This window comes from Pedobacter panaciterrae (assembly GCF_013204795.1).
Taxonomy (GTDB): domain Bacteria; phylum Bacteroidota; class Bacteroidia; order Sphingobacteriales; family Sphingobacteriaceae; genus Pedobacter; species Pedobacter panaciterrae.
Map to the genome: position 1 here is coordinate 83,220 of NZ_JABMKW010000012.1, position 24,794 is coordinate 108,013.

Annotated in this window: 24 protein-coding genes and 1 other RNA gene; 12 read left to right on the forward strand and 13 right to left on the reverse strand. The window is 38.2% G+C overall.

What is annotated here, in order from left to right; all coding sequences use genetic code 11:
- Window positions 1-21 precede the first annotated feature (21 nt).
- The 5 genes from nirD (at window position 22) to HQN86_RS07475 (ending at window position 7,324) form a co-directional block, all read left to right on the forward strand.
- Window positions 22-366, forward strand: coding sequence for a nitrite reductase small subunit NirD (gene nirD / locus HQN86_RS07455; protein WP_048906098.1), 345 nt, complete (start codon window positions 22-24; stop codon window positions 364-366).
- 191 nt (window positions 367-557) lie between these two features.
- On the forward strand, window positions 558-1,868 hold the full coding sequence (locus tag HQN86_RS07460) for a NarK family nitrate/nitrite MFS transporter (protein WP_172660397.1): 1,311 nt from the start codon (window positions 558-560) through the stop codon (window positions 1,866-1,868).
- A 22-nt stretch (window positions 1,869-1,890) separates the two neighbouring features.
- Complete coding sequence (locus HQN86_RS07465; RefSeq protein WP_172660398.1) at window positions 1,891-5,406, forward strand: nitrate reductase; 3,516 nt, start codon at window positions 1,891-1,893, stop codon at window positions 5,404-5,406.
- Window position 5,407: 1 nt separating this feature from the next.
- A complete protein-coding gene (locus tag HQN86_RS07470; RefSeq protein WP_172660399.1) occupies window positions 5,408-6,895 on the forward strand; it encodes a rubredoxin in 1,488 nt (495 codons plus the stop codon).
- 24 nt (window positions 6,896-6,919) lie between these two features.
- A complete protein-coding gene (locus HQN86_RS07475) occupies window positions 6,920-7,324 on the forward strand; it encodes a hypothetical protein (protein ID WP_246269497.1) in 405 nt (134 codons plus the stop codon).
- Between the two features lie 10 nt (window positions 7,325-7,334).
- Here HQN86_RS07475 and HQN86_RS07480 read toward each other — a convergent pair whose 3' ends face one another.
- The gene (locus HQN86_RS07480) at window positions 7,335-8,024 is read right to left on the reverse strand and encodes a Crp/Fnr family transcriptional regulator (RefSeq protein ID WP_172660400.1); all 690 of its coding nucleotides are present in this window, start codon (window positions 8,022-8,024) and stop codon (window positions 7,335-7,337) included.
- A gap of 173 nt (window positions 8,025-8,197) precedes the next feature.
- Here HQN86_RS07480 and HQN86_RS07485 point away from each other — a divergent pair, with 173 nt between their 5' ends.
- The 3 genes from HQN86_RS07485 (at window position 8,198) to HQN86_RS07495 (ending at window position 9,072) form a co-directional block, all read left to right on the forward strand.
- Window positions 8,198-8,347 (forward strand): hypothetical protein, encoded by a 150-nt coding sequence (locus HQN86_RS07485; protein WP_172660401.1) that lies wholly within the window; start codon window positions 8,198-8,200, stop codon window positions 8,345-8,347.
- A 70-nt stretch (window positions 8,348-8,417) separates the two neighbouring features.
- Complete coding sequence (locus HQN86_RS07490) at window positions 8,418-8,609, forward strand: hypothetical protein (RefSeq protein WP_172660402.1); 192 nt, start codon at window positions 8,418-8,420, stop codon at window positions 8,607-8,609.
- Between the two features lie 61 nt (window positions 8,610-8,670).
- Window positions 8,671-9,072: a GreA/GreB family elongation factor gene (locus HQN86_RS07495; RefSeq protein ID WP_172660403.1), complete on the forward strand. Its 402-nt coding sequence runs from the start codon at window positions 8,671-8,673 to the stop codon at window positions 9,070-9,072.
- Between the two features lie 39 nt (window positions 9,073-9,111).
- On the opposite strand, the gene HQN86_RS07500 is transcribed toward HQN86_RS07495, so the two are convergent.
- Complete coding sequence (locus HQN86_RS07500; RefSeq protein ID WP_172660404.1) at window positions 9,112-9,822, reverse strand: DUF4377 domain-containing protein; 711 nt, start codon at window positions 9,820-9,822, stop codon at window positions 9,112-9,114.
- A gap of 126 nt (window positions 9,823-9,948) precedes the next feature.
- On the opposite strand from HQN86_RS07500, the gene HQN86_RS07505 reads away from it, so the two are divergent.
- From HQN86_RS07505 to HQN86_RS07515, 3 genes are all read left to right on the forward strand, one after another.
- Window positions 9,949-10,587, forward strand: a complete 639-nt coding sequence (locus tag HQN86_RS07505) for a hypothetical protein (RefSeq protein ID WP_172660405.1) — start codon at window positions 9,949-9,951, stop codon at window positions 10,585-10,587.
- 43 nt (window positions 10,588-10,630) lie between these two features.
- Window positions 10,631-11,006, forward strand: an RNA gene (rnpB, locus tag HQN86_RS07510) — RNase P RNA component class A.
- Window positions 11,007-11,106: 100 nt separating this feature from the next.
- Complete coding sequence (locus HQN86_RS07515) at window positions 11,107-12,516, forward strand: sigma-54-dependent transcriptional regulator (RefSeq protein ID WP_172660406.1); 1,410 nt, start codon at window positions 11,107-11,109, stop codon at window positions 12,514-12,516.
- Between the two features lie 33 nt (window positions 12,517-12,549).
- Here the strand turns inward: HQN86_RS07515 and HQN86_RS07520 are convergent, their stop codons facing one another.
- The 5 genes from HQN86_RS07520 to gatB form a co-directional block, all read right to left on the reverse strand.
- Window positions 12,550-14,334: a chloride channel protein gene (locus tag HQN86_RS07520; RefSeq protein ID WP_172660407.1), complete on the reverse strand. Its 1,785-nt coding sequence runs from the start codon at window positions 14,332-14,334 to the stop codon at window positions 12,550-12,552.
- 10 nt (window positions 14,335-14,344) lie between these two features.
- Window positions 14,345-15,067 carry an RluA family pseudouridine synthase gene (locus HQN86_RS07525; protein ID WP_048906106.1) on the reverse strand — a complete coding sequence of 241 codons (723 nt, stop codon included), beginning with the start codon at window positions 15,065-15,067 and terminating at the stop codon, window positions 14,345-14,347.
- A gap of 110 nt (window positions 15,068-15,177) precedes the next feature.
- On the reverse strand, window positions 15,178-15,867 hold the full coding sequence (locus HQN86_RS07530) for a response regulator transcription factor (RefSeq protein WP_048906107.1): 690 nt from the start codon (window positions 15,865-15,867) through the stop codon (window positions 15,178-15,180).
- Window positions 15,868-15,972: 105 nt separating this feature from the next.
- Window positions 15,973-17,082, reverse strand: a complete 1,110-nt coding sequence (locus tag HQN86_RS07535) for a TlpA disulfide reductase family protein (protein ID WP_172660408.1) — start codon at window positions 17,080-17,082, stop codon at window positions 15,973-15,975.
- Window positions 17,083-17,090: 8 nt separating this feature from the next.
- Window positions 17,091-18,554 (reverse strand): Asp-tRNA(Asn)/Glu-tRNA(Gln) amidotransferase subunit GatB, encoded by a 1,464-nt coding sequence (gene gatB, locus HQN86_RS07540; RefSeq protein ID WP_172660409.1) that lies wholly within the window; start codon window positions 18,552-18,554, stop codon window positions 17,091-17,093.
- Window positions 18,555-18,702: 148 nt separating this feature from the next.
- Between gatB and HQN86_RS07545 the strand changes: the two genes are divergently transcribed.
- Window positions 18,703-19,230 (forward strand): hypothetical protein, encoded by a 528-nt coding sequence (locus HQN86_RS07545; RefSeq protein WP_216854355.1) that lies wholly within the window; start codon window positions 18,703-18,705, stop codon window positions 19,228-19,230.
- A 66-nt stretch (window positions 19,231-19,296) separates the two neighbouring features.
- Here the strand turns inward: HQN86_RS07545 and HQN86_RS07550 are convergent, their stop codons facing one another.
- The 6 genes from HQN86_RS07550 to HQN86_RS07575 all read right to left on the reverse strand — a co-directional run bounded on the left by HQN86_RS07550 (window position 19,297) and on the right by HQN86_RS07575 (window position 24,771).
- Window positions 19,297-20,541 carry a S41 family peptidase gene (locus tag HQN86_RS07550; RefSeq protein ID WP_172660410.1) on the reverse strand — a complete coding sequence of 415 codons (1,245 nt, stop codon included), beginning with the start codon at window positions 20,539-20,541 and terminating at the stop codon, window positions 19,297-19,299.
- Between the two features lie 3 nt (window positions 20,542-20,544).
- Entirely contained in the window at window positions 20,545-21,387 is an 843-nt protein-coding gene (locus tag HQN86_RS07555) for a hypothetical protein (RefSeq protein ID WP_172660411.1), read from the reverse strand.
- A gap of 177 nt (window positions 21,388-21,564) precedes the next feature.
- Window positions 21,565-22,284 carry an HmuY family protein gene (locus HQN86_RS07560; protein ID WP_172660412.1) on the reverse strand — a complete coding sequence of 240 codons (720 nt, stop codon included), beginning with the start codon at window positions 22,282-22,284 and terminating at the stop codon, window positions 21,565-21,567.
- 50 nt (window positions 22,285-22,334) lie between these two features.
- Complete coding sequence (locus HQN86_RS07565; protein ID WP_172660413.1) at window positions 22,335-23,165, reverse strand: hypothetical protein; 831 nt, start codon at window positions 23,163-23,165, stop codon at window positions 22,335-22,337.
- Between the two features lie 2 nt (window positions 23,166-23,167).
- Complete coding sequence (locus HQN86_RS07570; RefSeq protein WP_172660414.1) at window positions 23,168-23,980, reverse strand: HmuY family protein; 813 nt, start codon at window positions 23,978-23,980, stop codon at window positions 23,168-23,170.
- Between the two features lie 134 nt (window positions 23,981-24,114).
- Window positions 24,115-24,771, reverse strand: a complete 657-nt coding sequence (locus tag HQN86_RS07575; protein ID WP_172660415.1) for an HmuY family protein — start codon at window positions 24,769-24,771, stop codon at window positions 24,115-24,117.
- Window positions 24,772-24,794: the final 23 nt, after the last annotated feature.

Consider the following 24,794-nt stretch of genomic DNA (forward strand, 5'->3'; position numbering starts at 1 on the left):
TACACTAACAAAACAGAAATCATGATAGAAACAACAACAAACTGGTTTGAAGCATGTCGCGTTGAAGACGCAGTACAAAACGGAGGAGTATGTGTTAAATGCGGCGAGGAACAAATTGCCTTATTTTATTTTACCCGCAGAAATGAATGGTATGCCACACAAAACCTATGCCCACACCGCAGGCAAATGGCACTTAGCCGCGGCATGATCGGCTCTGTAGGTGAAGACCCTAAAATTGCCTGCCCCTTTCATAAAAAAACATTTTCACTTTCTACAGGAGAGTGCTTAAGCGGAGATGAATGCGCCATACAAACCTACCCGGTTAAGGTTGAAGATGGGTTAGTATACATCGGCTTACAAAATTAAATATAAAAAACCCCATCAGAAGGTCGGATTTCTGACGGGGTAAAATAGTCTCATCGATTAAATAAAACTTATCAAATGTATCAAAAAGTATTTACTCTTTCTGTTAGTGCAGCACCTTCATGAAATTAATTTCCGTAAACCGTTAACCACCACAACATCAAACAAATTCCGGAACCTAAATCTCATGAATTATGACTGAAGAACTTAAACCACTAAAAAAACTTAATATATTTTCAACGAAAGGTATTCAAATGAAAACCTTTCATATTACCTGGATAACCTTCTTTTTCTGCTTTTTTGGATGGTTTGGCGCAGCCCCACTCATGCCGCTGATAAGAGAACAGCTACACTTAAGTAAAGATCAGATCGGCAATATTATTATTGCCTCAGTTTCTGCAACAATTATTGCCAGGCTAATTATTGGTAAACTATGCGATACCCTTGGACCAAGGTTATCCTACACAATTCTGCTTGCACTGGGCTCAATACCCGTTATGTGCATTGGGTTAAGTAACAGCTACGAAAGTTTTCTTTTATTCCGCTTCGTCATCGGAATTATAGGTGCTTCTTTTGTAATCACACAATTCCACACCTCAATGATGTTTGCCCCAAATGTAATAGGAACTGCAAATGCTGTTACAGGCGGCTGGGGAAATCTTGGTGGTGGAGTTACAAACCTGATTATGCCACTTATTGCAGCTGGTTTTGCAGGCCTGGGCTTTGTAAGTCAGGCCAACTCATGGAGGGTTGCTATGATCGTTCCGGGGGTAATTCTATTAGTTATGGCTTTTATCTACTACAAGTACACAAAAGATACGCCTGCCGGAAACTTTAATGATTTACAGGTCATTAAAGTCAAAAAAACTCAAAAAGGCTCTTTTATGGCCGCATTAAAAGATTACAGAACATGGGTGCTGGCATTAGCTTACGCTGCATGCTTTGGAATAGAGATAACCGTTGATAATGTTGCTGCAACATTTTTCACAGATCAGTTCGGTGCATCAATGATTATGGCCGGTGCCATGGCGAGCATATTTGGTGGCATGAACATTTTTGCAAGGGCACTCGGTGGCTTTGTTAGTGATAAAGTTGGAAAATCTTATGGCCTTAGAGGAAAAGGAATACTACTAGGGGCATTGTTAGTTTTGGAAGGAATTGGGATTAGCTTATTTGCCCAATCACAAACTCTTGGTTTAGCTATAGCAGCAATGCTTTTGTTTGCACTATTTCTAAAAATGGCCAATGGTGGCACTTATGGCATTGTCCCTTTCATCAATAAAGATGCAATTGGCTCTGTAAGTGGTATTGTTGGTGCAGGCGGAAATATAGGTGCAATGCTGGTAGGCTTTCTTTTTAAATCAGAGCACCTCACCTACGCTGACGCTTTTCACTACATAGGAATTGGGGTAGCAGTAATTGGTCTGCTGGTATTTATTACCCGATTTCAATTAAAAAGATCCGAAAATACGGAAACAGTAAAACAAGAGTTTCAACAGGCTTAATTCTACCTAACAGAAAACGTGTATGTCTGGAGATAAGAACAAAGTTTTTAAAAGTACATGCTGCTATTGTGGTGTTGGCTGTGGCGTAAACGTTACTTTAGAAAAAAACAAGACCATTACAGTACAGGGCGACAAAGATCATCCGGTAAACCATGGCATGCTTTGCAGTAAGGGACTTAACCTCCAGTACACAGTAAACGATAAAAGCGATCGTCTCCTTTATCCTCAAATGAGGTATAATAAAAATATGCCCTTACAAAGGGTAAGCTGGGACGATGCACTGAATCGGACAGCAGCTGTTTTTAAGACTTTTATTGATAAATATGGGCCCGATTCTGTTGCTTTTTATGCGTCTGGGCAATGCCTCACCGAAGAATACTATGTTATCAATAAATTAATTAAAGGTTTTATAGGCAGTAACAATATCGACACCAATTCTCGTCTTTGCATGAGCAGTGCTGTTACTGCTTATAAAATGGCTTTAGGTGAAGATAGTGTTCCGGTGTGCTATGACGATATTGAACTTGCCGACTGCTTTTTCGTTACCGGTGCTAATCCCGCATGGTGCCACCCAATACTTTGGCGTAGAGTTGAAGCCCATAAAGCCGCAAATCCAAACATTAAAATTATTGTAGCCGACCCAAGAGTGACAGACTCTTGCGGTCTTGCCGATCTTCACTTGCAAATCAATCCTGGAACCGATGTAACACTGAACCATGCAATAGGCCGGGCACTTATTGAAACAGGCAATGTAGACAGTGATTTTATAAGCAATCACACAGAAGGCTTTTCCGATTACAAACGGAAGGTATTTGAAAGGACTTTAGAAGAATCAGCCAAAATCTGCGGCGTCACGGAATCTGAGATACAACTTGCGGCAACATATATAGGCGATGCCAAAGGCTTTTTAACGATGTGGACAATGGGACTTAATCAAAGTTCAATTGGTGTTAACAAGAATCTGAGTCTAATTAACCTGAATCTTATTACAGGCCACATTGGAAAGCCGGGTTCTGGCCCCTTTTCACTTACCGGACAACCAAATGCAATGGGTGGTCGCGAAGTAGGTGGACTTGCAAATCTTCTTCCTGCGCATCGCGACCTATCAAATGAACTACATCGTCAGGAAGTGCAAAAATTCTGGGGAGGAACAACAATTTCCGGCAAAACAGGGCTTACCGCTACAGAAATGTTTGAGGCCCTGCATGATGGCCGGCTTAAAGCAATCTGGATACTTTGCACAAACCCATTAACAAGTTTACCCAATGCACGGTTTGCCGAAGAAGCTTTAAAAAGAGCAAAATTTGTTGTGATACAGGAAATTACTGATAAGGCAGAGACGCTTGCTTATGCCGATGTTATTTTACCTGCAGCAGCCTGGACAGAAAAAGAAGGCACCATGACCAATTCCGAAAGAAGGATAAGTCACCTGAATAAGGTTATCGATGCACCCGGAGAAGCACTTCCTGATGCAGAAATCATCTGCCGTTTTGCAAAAAAAATGGGCTATAATGGGTTTGAGTACAACAGCATGGAGGATATATACAAAGAACATGCAAAACTCACCTATAGAACCAGCATTAATATACATGGGCTCGACTATAAACAAATCGACAAGAGCAATACCCTGCAATGGCCATTCAACAAAAGAACCGAGAGTGGCACAAAACGTCTGTTTACAAATCATTCATTTCATACAAGATCCAAGAAAGCGATTATACACAGCCCCTCCGATCAGCTGAACAGCGAACTTCCTGACGAAGATTTTCCATTTATCCTAACCACAGGCAGAGTTCGTGATCACTGGCATACTATGTCTAAAACAGGCAAAGTGAGCAAGCTTAAACAGCATATTAAAGATGCTTTTATGGAAATCAATCCAACAGATGCAGAATTCTTATCTATAGAAGATAATCAGGTTATAGTTGTACGATCCAGACGTGGTGAAGTGCAGGTTAAGGCAAAGCTGTCTGCCTCCATAAAACAAGGCGTAGTATTTCTCCCTATGCATTGGGGAAAAATATTGGGCAGCGATTTAAACAGAGCCAACAACGTTACCAGTACTATACTAGACCCCCTATCTAAAGAACCTGATTTTAAATATTGTGCTGTAAATATTGAAAAGTTCCAAAAAGACTTCCAAAAAATAGTAATTATAGGCGCTGGTGCCGGCGCTTATGGCTTTGTTAAATCTTACACGGAAATCAACAAGGAAGACCAAATCACAGTCTTTAGCAAAGAGAATTTTCCATTTTACAATCGTGTAATGCTCCCTGATTATATAAGCGGAGAACAAAAATGGGAACAATTGGTAAAAATGAATGATGAGGAAGAGCCCGAATATAGTATCAGACTGTTAAGAGGCATCAGCGTAGAAAAAGTAAACAGAGAACAGAAATACGTAATAGATTCAACCGGCAAAAGAACATCGTATGATGTATTGATTATGGCTATGGGAAGTCGCTCTACCCTTCCCAAAAATGCGCCTTCCTTACCTGGCATATTTACCATGCGGAGTCGTACAGATGCAGACAATTTCAAAAAACATATTCCTAAAAACGCTCATGTAGTAGTTGTTGGTGGCGGCCTGCTTGGCCTGGAAATGGCTGCATCACTACGTGAAATAGGCGTAAAAATAACCATCATTCATAGGGTATCCAGATTTTTGAACAGACAACTGGATCCGCTGGGAAGCCAGATGCTGCATGAGGAAATGGTAGATCAGGGCTGTGATATTTATTACAATGATGAAGTACAGCTTTATTACGGCCGTTCCAAACTAACAGGCATTGAGCTAAAAAGCGGCCGCAGGATAAATTGTGATGCAATTATACTGGCTATTGGCACTACTCCCAATATTGAACTGGCAAAAGAAACAGGATTAGATTGTAAACGTGGTGTACTTGTAAACGAGCGTTTACAAACCAACGATCCTTCCATTTACGCCATAGGCGAGATTGCCGAATTTGAAGGCACATTATATGGAATAACGGCCGCTGCTGAGCAGCAAGCAGAGGTAGTTGCCAAATTTCACAACGGAGATATCAGCAGCTATTACAAAGGCAGCCTCTTCATGAACATCATAAAGATCCACGGATTTGACCTTTGCAGTATTGGACTATCAGAATGCCCTGACGACCAAAACTATGAAGAGATTGTTTTTATCGATAAGGCAAAACGGTATTATAAAAAATGTATCATCCATCAGGACAGACTTGTTGGAACAATCTTAATTGGGGATAAAACCGAGTTCCTTGAGTTCAGGGAACTAATAGCCAACAAAATAGAATTAAGTGATAAGAGATTACAACTGCTTAGAAGTGGTAAAAAAACAGAACCGGTATCGGGCAAACTGGTATGCAGCTGTAACAACGTTGGAGCAGGAAACCTCCTAAAAAAAATAACCTCAGGGTGTTCAGATTTTAAGGAATTATGTGAATCAACAGGGGCAGGAATGGGGTGTGGTTCTTGTAAACCAGAGGTTAAGCTTATCCTTCAGGAAGCATTAAAGGAAGAAGTATTAGAAAAAACGAACTGATATGGAAAACAAGGAAATAAAAAAACATCAAATTAAAGTAAATCTTCCGGGAGGCATTGTTTCTATTGGTGATCTTTTACAAATCCTCACTATTCTCGAAGAATCAGCAGTCGAAAACGTAAGATTTGGCACCAGACAGCAGCTTTATTTTTCTGTGGATGAAGATAAGTTAGAAGACATTGAGCATGGCTTTTTTATATCCGACACTGAGTTTGAAATAGATGCTGATAAACAGCCAAACATCATTAGCTCTTATGTAACTGAAGACATATTTAACAATTCGAATTGGCTCCGCGAAGGGGTTTACAGAGATGTTTTAGATGCTTTTGACTATACCCCAAGATTAAAAATCAATCTGGCAGACAACAGTCAGACCTTAATTCCCTTTTTCACTGGAAATTTAAACTTTATATCTTCAGAGATTGGCAATTATTGGTATTTATACATACGTTTTCCCAGAACCAATATCATTTACTGCTGGTCATCTTTAATTTATTCTGAGGACATTGGCACCCTTAGCAAATTGGTTGAAGACGCAATATTCAGCAATAAAGATTTATTTTATGATCAAATTAATATTGACGGACTGCTACTGGAAAACAAGGTAAAATTAACCGGAAGCATCTTTTACCAACCCCTCTCTGCCCCGCTAAAGCTACCCGATTTCCAATTACCATACTATGAGGGATTCAATAAATATAACGACAAATATTGGCTAGGGATTTACCGTAGAAACGAATTGTTTTCAGTTTCATTTCTTAAAGATCTTTGTGCTATTTGCGCAAAAACCCGCATTGGCCAGCTGTACACTACTCCCTGGAAATCAATTATCATAAAAGGTGTAGAAACAGGCGACAAAAAACTCTGGAATGCTGTACTGGATAAAAACAGAATAAACGTACGTCACGCATCCAACGAACTAAACTGGCAAAGTGAGGATCTTTGTGAATATGGGCTTAACCTTAAACGGGAGCTTATCAATGAGTTTAACAAAGTAGATCTCAGAACTTTCAAACTTTGTTTTGCAATTAAAACCAATCCAAAAAGTGGCTTATTTGGCTCAGTAATTATAAGGAAATGTGCCAATAATGACTTGGAGGATGAATGCAAATTCGACATTCTTCATACCACTGATTTTAATCCCAATTCGAAGAATTTCACTCTTTATAAAGACAACCTTGACAGAGCATCATTAGCTGAAGCATTGGTAAAACTTTGCGACAATTATTATCAGCTCCAGACTTTGTCAGAAAGTGCTTCTGCAGATAATTATTACGAAACAGAATTGGTTACAGAAATTGAGTACGTCATTGCGCACCAGTGCAGTCACTGCTTAACTATATATGATGAAACATGGGGAGATGAGGCAAATGGAGTACCACCTGGAACCCCCTTCTCAGATTTAAAAGCAGATTACGGTTGCGCTGTTTGCGGAGCCTTTAAAACAGATATTATTCCGATTCAAAAAGAATCACTACAAACAATTTAGGTTTCACATTTAAATTATCATTTCATGAAAACACAATTACAACTTGCCATTTATGGCGGACTGGCACTTTGCATGCTGAATTTTAAAGGAAAAGCTCAAACAACACAAATTAAACCTACCCTGTTTGAGGGAGTAGTGGTATTAAGTTATATTGATCATGGGGCCGCAATAAACTGTACAGGCCCTGCAATTAAATACACCAGCAAACCCTTCAGTTTATTAATAGGTTTACTTCCCAGTTTAAAAATCAAAGAAGACAAATCGCCCGGAAATGCACCCAAAAATGCAATTATTATACCTTCTTTAGGCTGTGGTGTAACGGCAATTTATAAACACATTGCCTTACAGATGCCGATGCTTTATACCGCAAAAACAAGTACAAAAGATGGAAAGTGGAATGTTGGAGTGGGCTTAGGATATAAGTTTTAAAGTATAAGAATTATGCAATAAGTGTTAATGCTTTCAAACCTCTGGGATCTTTAACACTTATTGCTTTTCCTGTTATCGAAATCAAATCTTCTCTAACAAGCTCATTCATCATTCGAAAAACTGTTTCATATGTGGTCCCTGTAAAAGCAGCAAGATCCTGCCTGCTTAGTTCTATATCAATATGCCCTCTGTCATTTACGCCAAATTGATCTTTAAGTTGGATAATAGATAAAGCCAAACGACCTTTAACAGACATGTGGGCTAAATTCCGCATTCTCCGTTCCGATTCCTGTAGTTCATCAGCGTAAAACATCATCAATTGAAAAGTAAGGTCTGAATTTATCTTAAGGGTCGACATAAAGAAATCCAAATCAATAAAACATACCGATGTGGCCTCAAGTGCAGTAGCAGATATAGGAAAAATGGCACTTTTGGTACTTAGACCGCGATGACCAATAATTGCACCATTACTGGCAAAACGAACTATCAGTTCCTTATCTCCCCAGGTTTTGTGTATTTTAACTTTGCCTTTATTAACGAAATAAATACCATTAACCGGATCTCCTTCTTTAATTATCACCTCCCCTTTTTTCACCAAAAAGTTCTTGCGATGATTCTCAATAGGTAATTTCCATTCCTTTAAAACCAATCTGCACATTAAGCAGCTTTGCAGATCACATGCCTTTGTATTTTTCTTCATAAGGGTCTCTAGCTAAAAGGATTTCCTCTTATCTAGCAAAGAAACAATAAATCAATTAAATTAAGACATCCGATTTTAATAATCAGCGTACAGATATGGCATAATAGTGCAATAATCGCAATTCTAAGCAGGTATAGTTTTTATATCAAAGCATTTGGGCTATCTTTGAACCAATGGATTTCTTTAAGCAATTTTATAAAACACTGGGTATTCAGCTTGCAACATTATTGCGAACTGCTATTGCCATGTTTTTACGCTTTCTTTCCTTACAGTACGGTTTAGGAGATTCTTTTCTTAAAAGCAGTAAAGACTTTATTAAATAAACCCCTCCCTTTTCTTGGGGTCAGGGGTCCAGACATTTAATTCTTTCCTTTCACCTTCTTGCTTTCTAAAATGAAATTAATAAGCACTAAATGCTTTTTTAGGGCCATTCATATAATGCTGCTTTTAGCGCTGTTGATAGTTTTGCTATTGGCTATTTTACTACTTAAACCACTGTTGGTTTTACTTTCGGCGGGTACATTTACCTTTTTAACAAGCTGGTACAACAATAAAGACTTCGATGGCATTGCCTCAGTCGATTAATACTGGCTGAGGCTATTCATACAAATCAAATTATTAAGTCATTTACTCAATACAAAAAAACATGAATACTGAATCAATAAAAATAAACGAAACCCCTATCATACTATCAACCGGAATTTACGACCTCCTTAAAGATCATTTAAGAAGAAGAAAGTTAAGCAGGTATAACGAAGCAAAACTTGAACTGGAACTAAAACATGCAAGGCAGGTTTTAAGAAATGAACTACCAGCTGATGTGGTTACGGTTGATACCAATGTAAAAGTGAAGGAAATGGAATCAGGAAAAGAATTCATATACAAACTTGTTGCACCTGCAAAGGCACGAAGAAAACACAATACCCTTTCCATTCTCTCTCCAATAGGCGTAGCAATCCTTGGCTACACTAAGGGCGCCATAGTGCAATGGGAAATGCCTGAAGGAATAAAGAAGTACCAAATAGAAGACGTCACTAAAATAGGATAAAAAAAACCGGCATCTTCATCAGATGCCGGTTTTTTTATCCTATTTCTTATCTAAAGGAGCCATCCCGAACATTAAAACCAAGCGGTGGTTCTCATAAAAATTTAAGGTTTGTTCAGCAACATCGTATTTCAATGTTTTATCGCTTATCAGCTTTAAAAACTCACTTTCGAGCCTATTTCTATCTTCATCTACACAAGCCCTCAAAGTACTGCCCATTTGTTTAAACGTAAGTTTACCATCGCCTTTTTCATAAGCTCCAAAGAAAGAATTACATCCTGCAAAACCATTAACTCTTCCCTTTTCTTTATCAAATACTACATAAGCCGGCGATTGTTCCAGAGCGACGCCATTCATCTGAATCAGTTTCCATTTATGTTTAACAACAAAATCCCATTCACCAGTTTTAACCGGCATCTTTTGTTTCTTTAATACTTTCTTTAGTTTATAAGTATAAATTGATGCATCGGCAGGAACATTGGCCCTTTTAGTACGGGTTACCAGAATTACATAACGATATCCGGGTTTATAATTAAAACCAGAAATATTGCTGTAAAACAGCTCCCAACCTTTACTGTTTTTATATTTAACCTGAAAACAAGTTTGCGGCGCTACACCTGTACAACTTGCACGATCTTCCTTAACTATAAGCTTTATTACATCAGCTGCATTGGCATAAACTGAAAGGCCCAGCAACATTAAAATAGTTAGTATTAATTTTGGACTGAAATTCTTTGTTATAATTCTTTTCATTTTCTGTGTATTCATCTTTGTTAAAAAGATGCACGAAACAAGTCGTTTCCATAAATATAAGATTTTCTTCTCCCCTGATTGATAAGATTTACTTACTTTAGGTTACACACTTAATGAAAAACCACTATGAAACGCAAACTCCTGTTCGTGCTTGGCTTATTGCTGTGCCACAGCCAGATTTCCAGCTCACAAACCTTAACAAGCGCACATTTTAGAATCTCTGATAGAGAAAATGGAATCAGATCTATCGAACTAACTATAAACAACATGATCATCATTGGTTTAAATTCCACTGGCGACATATCTTATATCGATGAGGCCGAAGGAGCACTTGCAGATTACACAAGTAATTCAGAATATACCGATAACGAACATTCTAAATTCATTGCCAATCAGAAAATTGAATATTACGACCGGTTTGACGATGAAAAATCGGGAAAAATAAAATGGATAGGCGGAATCAAAATTGATTATAATGATAATTTTGATATTCATGATCCCAGAGGAAAAATAAAATCCATCGGTAACATTCAAATTAAATACAATAACGCTTTTGATGTCCACGATAAATCTGGAACAATTAAATCCATTGGTGCCATTCAGATTAAATACAACAATGCCTTTGACATTAACGATCCCGCTGAAAAGGTTAAATCAATAGGGAATGTAAAAATCACCTATTTTAATTCTTTTGATGCAAAAAGGTTATTTGGCAAAATAAAATCGATCAAAGGAAACAGTAAAAAGATTTACGTGACAAAGTAAACAACCTTAATTTATACATTCCTTATTTTGTATCTTTGCCGCAAATGCAAGCCGTTCTATCGCTGCGATTATATCGGAGAGGAAAGTCCGGGCAACACAGAGCATCTCGCTTCCTAACGGGAAGAGGTTTGGGGATGAACACCCGAATTATGGAAAGTGCCGCAGAAAGCATACCGCCGATGGCTTTTAAGCACAGGTAAGGTTGAAAACGTGAGGTAAGAGCTCACGATTTTTCCGGGTGATCGGAGAACTGGTAAACCCCGGGAGTTGAAAGACCAAATAGGCTAACGCATGTAGGGCTGCTCGTCCGATGTTAGTGGGTAGGTCGTTAGAGATAAATGGCAACATTTATACTGGATTAATGATAGAAAACCTGAGCAATCAGGTTACAGAACCCGGCTTACAGGCTTGCATTTTGTTTTTTAAATGATATATCAGTTTCATAACTTTAAAAAAACACATTATTAAACTGAAAAATAATATATTAGCACTGGATAATAAGAAGATTTAGCATACCCTATGGCAAAATTGTTAATAATTGATGATGAGAGAGCGATAAGAAGTACTTTACGTGAAATCTTAGAATACGAGAACTATGAAGTTGAGGATATTGACAATGGTGTAGATGGATTAGAGCTCATCAAAAAGAAGAAATACGACCTAGTCCTATGTGATATCAAGATGAATAAAATGGATGGAATGGAGGTGCTGGAACAAGCACTTGCATATAGCCCGGACCTTCCATTCATTATGATTTCAGGACATGGAACGGTCGAAACCGCAATAGAAGCCAGTAAAAAAGGTGCATTTGATTTCATTTCAAAACCACCGGATCTAAACAGGCTACTGATTACAGTTAGAAATGCACTGGACAGAGGTACTTTAGTTACTGAAACCAAAGTATTAAAAAGAAAAGTTAGCAAAACAAGAGATATTCTAGGTAGTTCAGAGAATATTAACAAAATTAAAGAAACTATAGAGCGTGTTGCCCCTACAGAAGCCAGGGTATTAATAACCGGAGCAAATGGTAGTGGTAAAGAATTGGTTGCACGTTGGTTACACGAAAAATCGAATCGTGCCGACAGCCCTCTTATCGAGGTTAACTGCGCTGCTATTCCATCAGAACTGATAGAGAGTGAATTATTTGGCCACGAAAAAGGTTCATTTACCTCTGCTGTAAAACAGCGTATAGGTAAATTTGAACTTGCCAATGGGGGAACGCTGTTTTTAGATGAAATTGGAGACATGAGCCTTTCGGCTCAGGCAAAAGTTTTACGCGCATTACAGGAACACAAAATCACCCGTGTAGGTGGCGAAAAAGAACTTGAAGTGAATGTACGTGTACTGGCAGCTACCAATAAAAATCTTTTAAAAGAAATCGAAGATGGCAATTTCCGTATGGATTTATACCACCGTCTAAACGTTATAAATATCCATGTTCCACATCTAAGTGAGCGCATTGACGATATCCCGGAGATCGCGCAAAGCTTCCTTGAAGAAATTTGTAAAGAATATGGCATGCCTGTTAAAAAGATCAGCGATAGCGCCATGACAGCATTACAAAGTCTGCCGTGGACAGGTAATGTTAGGGAATTACACAACATGATCGAACGTCTCATTATTTTAAGCGATAAAACCATTACAGATCATGATGTAACTGTATTTGCAAATCCTAGTGGAGGAACAAACATAGGTGCAGCAGGTGGGACTCCCAATGGATCTACCCATACAGCTCCTTCTCCAGCCTTGGCTTATGATAAATTCAACAACTTTCAGGATTACAAAGACTATGCTGAAAAAGAATTCATCAAGTTTAAATTGGAAAAGAACAACTGGAATGTATCTAAAACTGCCGATGATATAGATATCCAACGCAGTCACTTATATAGTAAGATCGAGAAATTCGGATTAAAAAGATCCGCAGAATAAAAAAAAGCTCCTGATTTGATCAGGAGCTTTTTTTTATTCCATATAATCAGCTTGCCTGCTTAACAAAGCCCTGTACTTATTAAAAATTGCCGTTTTGGATACAAACCCAAGGTAAGCTCCACTTTCATCCAATACAGGTAATAGCCATGCATTTTCCTTTTCCATTTTCCCCAGTACCTTCTTTAGTGAATCCGTAACCAGTACAATATCTGGAGCAGTCTGCATCAGATCATTTACAGAAAGGTTATCTTCATCGGCAACATTCCTCTTCAAAACATCTTCAACAAACACCAAACCCTTAAAGCTCCTGTCTGCACTTACAACCGGAAACAAATTTCTTTTAGAAAGTAGAATTTCAGGCATTCTTACTGAGACCAGATCATCTTCATTTAAAACAAGGTAATCTCGTTCTACAAGATATTTAAGTTTCATCATATTAAGAACGGTAGTGTCTTTGTCTTCATGCGACAACAGTTCTCCCTTCTCTGCCAAAGGCTTGGTATAGATAGAGTATTTATTCGCACTGCGATTGATCAAATAAGAGATTGCAGATGTAATCATCAACGGAACCATTAAAACATAACCACCGGTGATCTCGGCAATCAAAAATATCCCTGTAAGCGGTGCATGCATAATAGCGCTTAATGAAGCCGCCATGCCCGCCACAATGAAATTGGCAACATTCAGGTTTGCTATTCCCAGAGTATTTGCAGAAAATGCAACCACAAAACCAATTAAACCACCAATAACCAAGCTCGGTGCAAAAATACCCCCATTCCCACCGGCACCTAAAGTAATAAGGGTAGCGCAAGATTTAGCAAAAATAGTTATTGCTGTAAAAAGGATAACCAGCCATGGCAAATTACTATATTCTGAAAATATACTGTTGGTCATTACATTGGTATAATTTCCGCCAAGCAAATTTTTAATGGTAATATAACCCTCCCCATATAATGTTGGAAACAGGAAAACCATTATACCTAGCATCAAACCGCCAACAACTACACGTTTATATGGATGATTAATCTTGTAAAAGAAGGACTTAATAACCGAATTTGCTTTGGCAAAATAGATAGAGAAAAGACCAATTAAAACCGCAAGCAATACATAATATACAAGTGCATTCATCTTCCATCCTTCTGTAACCAGAAAGAAAAGCTGTTCGTTAAAAAAGAACCTTGCTACTACCGCAGCGGTGGCCGAAGCAAGCAATAAAGGTATAAAAGCAGGGATTGTAAACTCTGGAAGCAGTATTTCTATGGCAAATACAATACCCGCAATTGGACTATTAAATGCAGCAGATATTCCGGCTGCTGCACCACACGCCAGCAACATTGTGGTTTCACGGTATGATAAACCTAAAAATCTGCCTACAACAGAACCAATACCCCCTCCACTGGTCACAATTGGAGCTTCCAAACCCGTAGAACCCCCAAAACCAACAGTTAATGCTGCTGTAATAATTTGCGAATAGATATTATGAGGTTCTACTTTACTGGATTTTTTCGAAATTGTATACAAAAGAGGTGTTAGCCCGGTTTCAAATTTTCCTTTTCTGATGAACCTTCGCACATACATTACCGAAAGAAGTATCCCTATAAAAGGAAAAAAGAAATACAGATAATACTTGTACTGCCAGTGAAAACCCGTCTGCAGAAAATCTTCTATATGGTGAGTTAAGGTTTTTAGAAGTGCGGCAGCAAGACCGGCCAGAATGCCAACAATCAGTGCAGCAATAACCAGGAAATTACGGTTAGAAATTTTAGTTTTCCGGTAATGGTTAATCGAATCTATATAATTCACCAGCCGTATATACATAATTTACCTTTTAAGCGTCAAATTTATCCAGCAATTTAATTAATGTAGCAAAATCTTTTGGATAGGGTGCGTCGATTACAATATCCTTATCATCAAGGCCTTTAAATACCAAATGGCGGGCATGTAAAGCAAAACGTTTCATGATGGGTTGTTCCTCATCATCCTTTGCAATGCGGTATCCTTTTTTCATGGCCGATAGGTATACCGGTTTACCCTTATACATATGATCTCCAACAATTGCAGCACGCTGGGTAGCTAAATGTATCCGAATCTGATGCATCCTACCAGTTATTGGTTTACACTCTACCAGAGTATAATGTCTGTAGTTTTTAATGGAATTAAAATACGTTTCCGCACGTTTACCTTCCTTACGGTCTATAGTTACACTCTTATTTCCATCATTTAGAATAGGAAGGTCTATGAACAAGTCTTTAAAAGTAAACTGCCCATCAACAACAGCGTGGTATACTTTATTTACCTTACGCTTTTCAAATTGCATGGCTACAGAACGGTAAGCCTCAGGCGTTTTTGCAATAATAATTGCACCCGAAGTTTCTTTATCAAGGCGATGGCAAACCTGTGCATCGGCACTATATTGTTTAGCAAGGCGTAAGATATTTACTTCACCAGAACCGCCGCGCTCATCTAAAGAGGCAACAAAAGGTGGTTTATTTACAACGATATAATCATCGTTTTCGAATAGGATAATGTCTTTAAATGAAGGATATTTCAATTCAGTGTGTTTTTCAGAAGTAACTAGTGCATTCCAGCCTGTAAAGATATCAATGAGCTAATTCGCTACAGGTAGCAAAAAGCCCAATGATCTTCCAGAATGCAAAAGTACTAAGAAAGTTCGAATTTATACCCCACTCCTTTTACAGTAGCAACATAAGTTTCACCTAACTTCTCGCGTAACTTGCGAATGTGTACATCAATTGTACGGTTTGTAACCACTACAGAATCTTCCCAAATATTCTTTAGAATAGATTCTCTGGTATATACCTTACCTGGTTTTGAAGCTAATAAATAAAGTAATTCAAACTCTTTTTTAGCTAAAATGACTTTTTTACCACTCTGAAAAACAAGGTACGCTTCTCTGTCAATTACCAAATCACCTATTTCAACCTTATTATCAGAAACCTCGTCTCCGCTTGCATTTCTTCTTAGAATCGCATTAATACGACTTACTAGTGCACGAGGCTTAATTGGTTTAGCTATATAATCATCTGCACCAACATTAAATCCCGCTATTTCTGAATACTCTTCACTTCGTGCTGTTAAAAACACCATAAAAGTATTTTTAAACTCAGGAATAGCCCTCATTAACCTGCATGCCTCAATACCATCCATCTTTGGCATCATGATATCCAGGATAATTAAATCAGGATGTACCTTCTTTGCAATCGTAATGCCTTCCTGACCATTATTGGCTAAGAATACCTGATATCCCTCTTTCTTTAAGTTATACTCAATTAACTCTAAAATATCTGGTTCGTCATCAACAATAAGTATCTTCTGTTTTACGGTGCTCATAGCTTTAATTATTTGTTACGAAATTAGGTAATCAATTATAATATACCGTTAAACTCATGTTAACAAATTGTTAATACCATCATGTATATTAACATGAATTTAGGGTTAGCGTAAAGTTTTATTTAAAAATGCATCAAGCTCCTCTCCGCGAAGATTCTTTGCAACTATTGTTCCCTTTGGATCTATGATAAATGAGCTTGGAATAGCCTCTATTTGATACAATCTAACTGTAGAACCTTCAAAATCGCTTAATTCGCTGGCATGGTTCCAGGTTAGTTTATCATCAGCAATTGCTTTTTTCCATGCTGCCGGGTCTTTATCTAAAGAAATACCCAATATGGTAAAATTCTTGTCTTTATAAGTATTGTAGGCTTTAACCACATTCGGATTTTCCTGTCTGCATGGCATACACCACGATGCCCAGAAATCAAGCAATACATATTTTCCTTTAAAATCAGACAACTTAACTGGCTTTCCATCGATACCGGTTATGGTAAATTCTGGTGCAGCCTGACCAATTTGAACAGCCTTTAAGCTAGCCATTCTCTTTAAAAATTCAGTTACTGCGGCATTATCATTAAACTTACTTTTGATTTTATCAGAGTAAGCCACCATTTCTTTCTCAAATTCCGAAGGATTTAACAAGTTTATGGCATAAAAACCTGCTAACGATTCTGTATTCTCCTCAGCAAATTTCAACACCGCTTTATTAAGCCCTTCAATTTCAGCAGTATATTGAGGTCTCATTTGCTCCATAATAGCTTCTCTCTTATCTGGCTGGGCCGATACTGCTTCATCAAACTGAGTTTGTATAGCAGCAATTTTAGTCATATACTCATGCTTGGTGGTGTTCAATTCCTGTAACTTATCAGCCTCAGCAGCACCAGATGTAGTATAAGCCAATGATTTGTCGGCCAAATCAGCAGTAATTTTAATTTCATCGCCATTCTTTGCAATAATCATATACTCGTTATTGCCCGCAGAAATCCTAAAGAAATCTGCCCCCGGGGTTGAATGGGTGAATTTAAATTCTCCTTTTTCAGAAAACACAGTTGAATCTAATGGCAAAGCATTGTCTTTTTGCAAGCCAAATAAGTAAACTTTGCTTTTTGGAGCAGCGTTTTTAAACTCCCCGTTAATTACAAACTTACTTTTGTCCTTACATGCTGCAAAAGCCACACACAACACCAATACATACCCAATACGTTTCATCATAATATTTACTATTTTAATTTCTCTTGTAACAATTCATTTATTTTTTGAGGATCTGCTTTTCCCCTGGCAAGTTTCATTACCTCACCTACGAAAAGCCCAAGCACGCCTTTTTTTCCTTTTTTATAGGCTTGTACCTGTGCTTCGTATTTCGATAGAACCTGATCCACAAAACCAGCCAGTTCATCACTATTTTCTTCAATTAGCAAGCTATGTTCAGTAGCCAGTTTATTTACATCGGCACCCGCATTATTAACAATTAAAGGCAATAGCTGTTGCAATGCAATTTGTTGGGTGATCTTTTTATTATCTACCAGGTTAATTGCATCTGCAAGTTGCACAGGACTAACTTTAAAGCCTGATATTGTGATCTCTTGTTCACTTAACAAAGCTCTGATAGATCCGGTAAGCCAATTCACCAGGCTCTTTGTATTTTTAACTATAGGCAATGCCGAATTAAAATAGGTAAGCAAGTCAATATCTTCAGCAAGTAATGTAGCTTCAGATGTGTTAACTCCATAATCTTTTACCAGTCTTTTAGAGATCTCCGAGGGCAGTTCAGGCATTGTGGCCTTTATCTGCTCCAGCCACTCATCAGAAATATGTACGGGCGGCAAATCCGGATCCGGAAAATACCTGTAATCATTGGCTTCTTCCTTGCTCCGCATTGGCGATGTTGTACCTTCTTCAGCATCAAAGTTCAATGTGCTCTGTATAATCCTTCCTCCGTTGGCTACAACCTCTTTTTGTCTGTTAAACTCAAAATCCATTGCCCTGCGCACGTTTCTTATGGAGTTTAGGTTTTTTACCTCACAGCGCGTTCCAAATTCTGTTGCACCAACCTCACGGATAGAGATATTTGCATCGCAACGCAAACTTCCTTCTTCCATATTGCCATCACTCACATTTAAATGACGAACCAATTTCCTCATCTCTGTTAACAGCGCAGATGCTTCTTCTGAACTTCTGATATCAGGTTCTGTAACAATCTCTATTAATGGAACCCCTGCCCTGTTTAAATCTACATAAGAGTATTGATCATTCTGATCATGCATACTTTTACCGGCATCCTCTTCCAGGTGTATTCTATTAATTCCAATGCGCTTTTCTTCACCATTGCTTAGCGTTACATTCAGATAACCATTCTGACAGATGGGCTTGTTATCCTGAGTAATCTGATATCCTTTAGGCAAATCGGCATAGAAATAATTCTTTCTATCAAAAAAATTGAGCTGGTTAATTGTGCAATTTAAGGCCAGGCCCATTCTAACGGCTTTAGCAACCACCTCTTTATTCAATTTAGGCAAAGCGCCTGGTAATGCCAGCGAAACAGCAGAGATATGCTCATTAGGTTTTGCTCCAAAAGAAGCACTATCCGACGAGAATATTTTTGTTTGTGTGTTTAATTGTACGTGGATTTCTAAACCAGATACCAATTCGAATTCTGATGGAGAAACTGCAGTTTTCGTACTCATTTATATGCAATAATTAACTTTATTCAACATGTATTTAAGATACAAACATAACCATTTATGCGTTATTAACACAGATTTGTAGCCAGAATTATACTTATGGCACAAACTTTGGTTTTAATACATCACACACAAATAATAAATCAATTCTATGAAAAAACTATTTTTATTGGCGATGCTTGGATTTGCATCAATAATAGCTGCAACAGCACCTGCAAAGGCGCAAGTAAACATTAGTGTTAACATAGGCTCACAGCCGCAATGGGGACCAAGAGGCTATGATTATGTAGACTACTATTACATGCCCGACATTGAGAGTTATTATTATGTACCAACCAGACAGTTTATTTACTTAAACGGAAACCGGTGGGTTCATTCTCGTTCACTGCCACATAGATACAGGGGTTACAACTTATACTCTGGAAGAAAATACGTAATTAATTCGCCAAGACCATATCATAACCACAATGCTTATAGGGTTAAATATGGCAGACATGATAACTGGAAAGGGAATAGAAGACATTACACTGAAAGATATCGCGAAGATAGACACCATGATAACGGCAGAAGACAATACAGAGAAAGAGGTAATAACAGAAGACGCGACAACAGGCATTACGAAAACAAAAGGGAAAGAAGAGATCCGGGTATTGAAAGAATAATAAGGCCAAGAGGGTAAAAACTTTCGTCATCTCTCCTAACGTAGAGATGACGATTTTTTAGATGCTCCCAATTATTTTTATAACTAGCGTTTTAATCTCAGCCTTTCTTTAATCATTTCAGGCTTAGTAAATCCTACCTTATTGGAAGAAAGGTTTACTATAGATTTTACACGAGCAACAGCAGTTTTAGCTACTTTGGCTTGTTGCTTATTTATCAACGAAAGCGAATTAGCAAATATAAGTTCCGATTCATTACCCAATTGTTCATCTGTAGCTGCTATTTCTACAGGCATCCCGCTAAAATAATCACCCTCATCTTTTGCATTCTTAATTTGAAAACTCACTGCGGATAAGACCATTCTATCTATTTTTATTCCGAAAGAACCAACTGGCTTTCCGTAAGTTTGCTCCCCTATCAATTTAACATTAAAATAAGGTTTAAGGGAATTTATCAGCATTTCACTGGCAGATGCAGTGCCATTATTCACTAAAAAATAAAGGCTGGATATTGTTTTCAACTGCCCTTCTTTTTTAAATAAATAGGTATTACCACCAACAGAAAAATCCACATCAGCATAAGTTGCCCGGCGACCATCAACCAATACAGGTTGATTATTTTCATCCAGATAAAGCTGATTTTTTAAGATAGCTGCTTTGCCCGACTGCATTTGAGCATTAAAATGCTCACTATACATTACTTTATCATTCATAGATGGTGTAGCAATGAGGTTGGCCAGATGTTGTGCTGTCTCTACATAACCACCTGGGTTATTACGTAAATCTATAACAAGTGAAGTAATCCCCGAAGAGGCAAATTCTGTGAATGCCTCATTTAAAGGTACCATTAGCTCACTTAAATGTGCGAACTCGCTAAGTTTAAGATACCCTATATTTCCTGATGATAAAGCAGAAACTGTAACGGATGTGTTTGTATTTAAAGCAGCCTGATATCCGGCGTTAAGAATTCCTTCTTCTATGTAGCTATATTTAGACAACCCCGGCAGATTGGTCTTTTCATAAGCTTCAGATGTTAAAGTGTTTATTTTATATTGACTGATATCGTAAAGAGCTTTCCTGAAATTCAGCAAATCTGATGTTGCTGTATTGTATCTACGTGGGTTGAAAGTTTTGTAATCTGGCAGTACATTATTCCAGAGATAAGTGTGTTTAGTATAAAGATAAATCGAATCCAGTGTTAGTTGTTCACGTGTGCCTTCAGTGGGTGATTCATTTTTTTCATCATCATTAAAAGAGGACTTCCTGCAAGCAGCAATACTGCTGATCAAAATGATCAGCAGTATATACTTGAGATAGCGATAATTACCCATATACTATGGTAATTTTTTGTACTCAAATTTTAACCATGAATAGTTGGTTGGAGGCGTACCCACCGGTGTTGCATTCTCATAAGTACTGATCATATGTAAGGCATATACATCGCCATTACTATCCTCAACAAGAATGGTAAGGTCATCCGTAGCCAATAAAGTATGATTAGCGAAATAGTAGTTGTACCATCCTTTAATTGTCCAGGCCGGAGCATCAGCAGAATAATCTAGCGTTGCTACAGTACGGTTATGACCAAATGGTGTGGTAGCAGAAGTGCTGCCCGCTGCCCAGGCTGTAGCACCAGACCCCGCGGCAGTATAAGTGCCGATCACAGTCGCAAATGATTGGTTCAGGAATTTGATGGCTGAACCTTCTGTAGCATCAGTGTTGATTCTAATATCTGCATTTCCAGTTCCTGAAAGAGAGATATCCCATACTTTACTAGTCGGTTCGGTTGTACTGGTAGCACCCTTTTTGTTGTCGTTTGCACTGAAATCAAAATAATAGGTACCATTCGGTCTGTGGTTGGCAGTACCTGAGTAGATGCCCTGATCTACAAAGTAATTCTTAACAGTATAAATATTGCCTGTTGAACTTCTTTCTACTGTCCCGGTAGCATCAGTAAGGTTTAGAGCAGGACCACCAGCTACAGGTGCCAGTGCTTTTTCAGTGTTTAATTTTAAACCCGGAGCAGCGGCATCCGCACTTTCCTTTTTACAAGAAGTTAACACTGAACCGACAGCAATAGCTGCCATCAAACCAAATAAGGTTATTTTTTTACTAAATTTACTGCCTGTTAGCAGAGGGGTGCTTGGGCGTACTACGCCTGATTGGTAATTGTTCATCTTAAAAGAATGATTTTTATGATTAAATAATTATTGATTAAAGCGATATCAAATCCTTTCTGACATCACAGGCCATGTAGCGGGGAAAATTAATTCTGCGAAAATTGATTACCCTGCCTGCACGGCATTACGGCTTATGCAAAGCCTACCTTAAACCGGGCCCTGGTTTAAAATTTCTTATTTGGTTTTTAAATCTTTACTTCCCGCTTTACTTATGATATAGCGAAAACTTAGATATCCTTTCCTTGAAGTTGCACTATTTTTGTCGGGCGTATTGTTATAAGTATTGATCATCTGGAACTTCACATAACGACCGTCTGTAAGCTTAAAAATATGTGTTCTGTTGGTGTATGGAATGTAGTGGGTGTGTACTCCGTCAATATCATAGGCATCGTATGCCCAGTAAAAAGCACTCAGGGTATAAGGTTCTCTGTCATAGCCTGCTGTACTAATCACATTATTATTCTTGTCATTATCAAAAACCATATCTGATGGCACTTCATTTACCTCATCAAATTTTTTGAATATTGATTTAACGTTTACCCTTGCAGTATTTTCATACCAAGGCTGCTCCTCATCAACAGTAGCCCCGTTATTTGGCCAGATCACGCTGGCTTCTAAGCCCCTTATATGGAAGTCCCACTCCTGGGTCATTACTTTTGAAGCATCAACAAAATCCATTTTATCAAAACTGAAATAGCTCCTGGCTCTTCTGCTTATGGTATCTGGCAATGGAAGCTGTGTAACCTCTACCAGCCCGGTTGTGTACTTCTTAATGTATTTCGAAACCTGTTCAAATTGGGCCTGTTCGGGCTCTTTTTCGCCATTATCCTTTTTACAGGCAGTTAAACATGCGGCAGATAATGCCAGAACTAAAATTGTGTTTTTAAGATTCATCGTTATTTAAATATTAATTGATAATTGTTGTTGGATATCAGACCGTTTTCTTACCTGGTCTTTACGTTTCTGTTATCTGGTGTTTGTTGTACGTAGTATCTGAAATTATAATACGGTGCTTCGAACTCATACTTATCGGTAACAGTTAGAGGATTACTTCTATAAAGGTTTACGAGCTGAAACTTCACATACCTACCGTCCTTAAGGCGGAATACCACACTTCTGTCTTTATACGGTCGAAGGATGTGATCACTAAGTCGGTAACTGCCCCATCCATCTGTTGTCGGAAACTCATCCATTTCTATCTCAACTGAAGTCCTGGTCATCACCTTATCTGCTGCCTCATCAAGTTCATCAAAAGGGGTTCGGTATACCCTTAATTTACCAAGGTCACCAGCTGATCCGGCATCCCCATCGGTAACTACATACGCACTGTAGATATCGTAGAATTTGATATGCCATGCAGCAGTTCCAGCCTGAGCAGCTTCCTTTTTAACACTGTGGCGCTTATCAAAATTAAAGTAAAAGGGCTCAAACCCTGCCGCACCTTCTGCAGCATTACCTTGTATACCTGGCCAGTCTACCACATAAACTACTTTAAATTTCTCATCATAATAAACATAACCCTTACCTTGTTTCGTTTCAGAATTAGCCTTATCGTATATAAGTTTTCCACTTGCATCTTTGTATGGAATCACTTTGGTATAGCTGTAAGTAGTGTCTTGTATTTTTACTGCACGTGCCGGAACCCAATTGGTTCCCGCTACTTTAGCAGTGTCGGCTACTGCAGGTTCATCTGGTGTTTCAGGCTTATCTCTTGAGCAGCCCATAATTACTACACCGCCCAACAAAACTGCCATTATTAGTTTTATTTGTTTCATTTTTAGTTAATTGCTTTAGTAAAATCTTTTGATCCGTTTTTCAGGATGGTATATTTAAAGGTGATGTAGGGTGCTTCTGATTTAAGTGTAGGACTTAAAGGACTATCCTTATAAAAACTGTAAATGATAATTTTCGCATAGTTTCCTTTAGCGGTTTTGATAATTATGGGTCTTGGCAGGTTGTATACAATATGCGCTCTTTCTTTATCTCCCGGGAACATAGCTCCATAGAAATCATAAAATGCATAGCCTGCCCCACTTCCCAGAAAATAATCAAGGGTCAGAAATCCTTTTGAAAGTAGCTGACTGTCATTAATTGTAACAGTCCCAACATTCGTATAAGCCTCATCTAGAAGAGATTTAGGTATGGGCACTTGCCTTGGCCTTTGCTTTTCTGAATCATAGTATTTCGTCTCTACTGCAGGATCACTAATCAGGTATAATCCGCCACGTGCCGGACTGCCATAACCTGGCCCTTTATTACCATTATCAAACACTACTTCACCATGATTAGCCCAAATGCTGCTGTTGTATATTCCGGTAAAAGCAATGTCCCATTTATCGGTATTGGCATACTCAGAAGGTATAATCCTTCCATCCTCAAGACTATAAAATACAGGCTTAAAATTACCATCGCCAGTAGTCATTTTGGCTTCGGTATCTCCTTTAAGAATAACATTGTATTCTCCGCTGGCAGTTACGGTAATTGCAGGTAAAAGCGGCAGTTCTTTTTCAGGAACAACTTCATTATTCTTTGAACACCCTGATGATAAACCCATTACCAGAACAAAAAGGAAAGAGAGATAATTTTTCATTAACATTGGTTATTTAGAATGATTTTAAATAATAGCAAATATGACAACAATCTTCCAGAGTAGAGCGTACAATCTCTTACCATTTCGGGATAAAAATTACGTTAATGGGATTTCTGTTAGAAAGCTGATTTGATTTAGTTTGTATTCAAATTTCTACTGCCATCTGCCTGCAAATAGTACCTGAAAGTAAAATATGGTGCAGGCCAGTTCAGATCACTAACCGTTGCGGGTGCACCCTTATACATACTAACCATCTCTAGCTTCGCATATTTACCTTCAGCAGTTCTAACCACAAAAGTTCTGTTCTTTACAGGAACGGCAATATGTGTTTTAAGGTCGTAAAAAAACCAGCCCACACCATTTCCTGCGTCCCATCCAAAATTAGGGATGCCATTTGAAGTAAACTCATTATCAGAAGGTGCTTGTGTGACTTGATCATAAGGTTTTTCAACAATAATAATACGACCTGTACCTGAACCTCCATATCCTGGACTTACCGTTACCTGTCCATTATTCGCAACTATCAGCGAATTGTATTCTTTTGTAAATGCAAGATCCCATTCAGTCGTTAGTTTTTTTGATGGATCGATCTTGGTTCCGGTATTCAGACTGAAATAAAAAGTTTCAAACTCTTTTCCACTGCCAACTGTATTGCCTACATCACCGGCAAGATCCTTAATTACCGTACTTTTATCATCATACAGATCTGGTTTTACCTCATCTTTTGTGCATGAAGCAAAAGCGACGAGTGAAATAAACAGCATTATTGGTTTATAATTTATAGCTTTCATAGGTTTTATATTAATACGTTCAG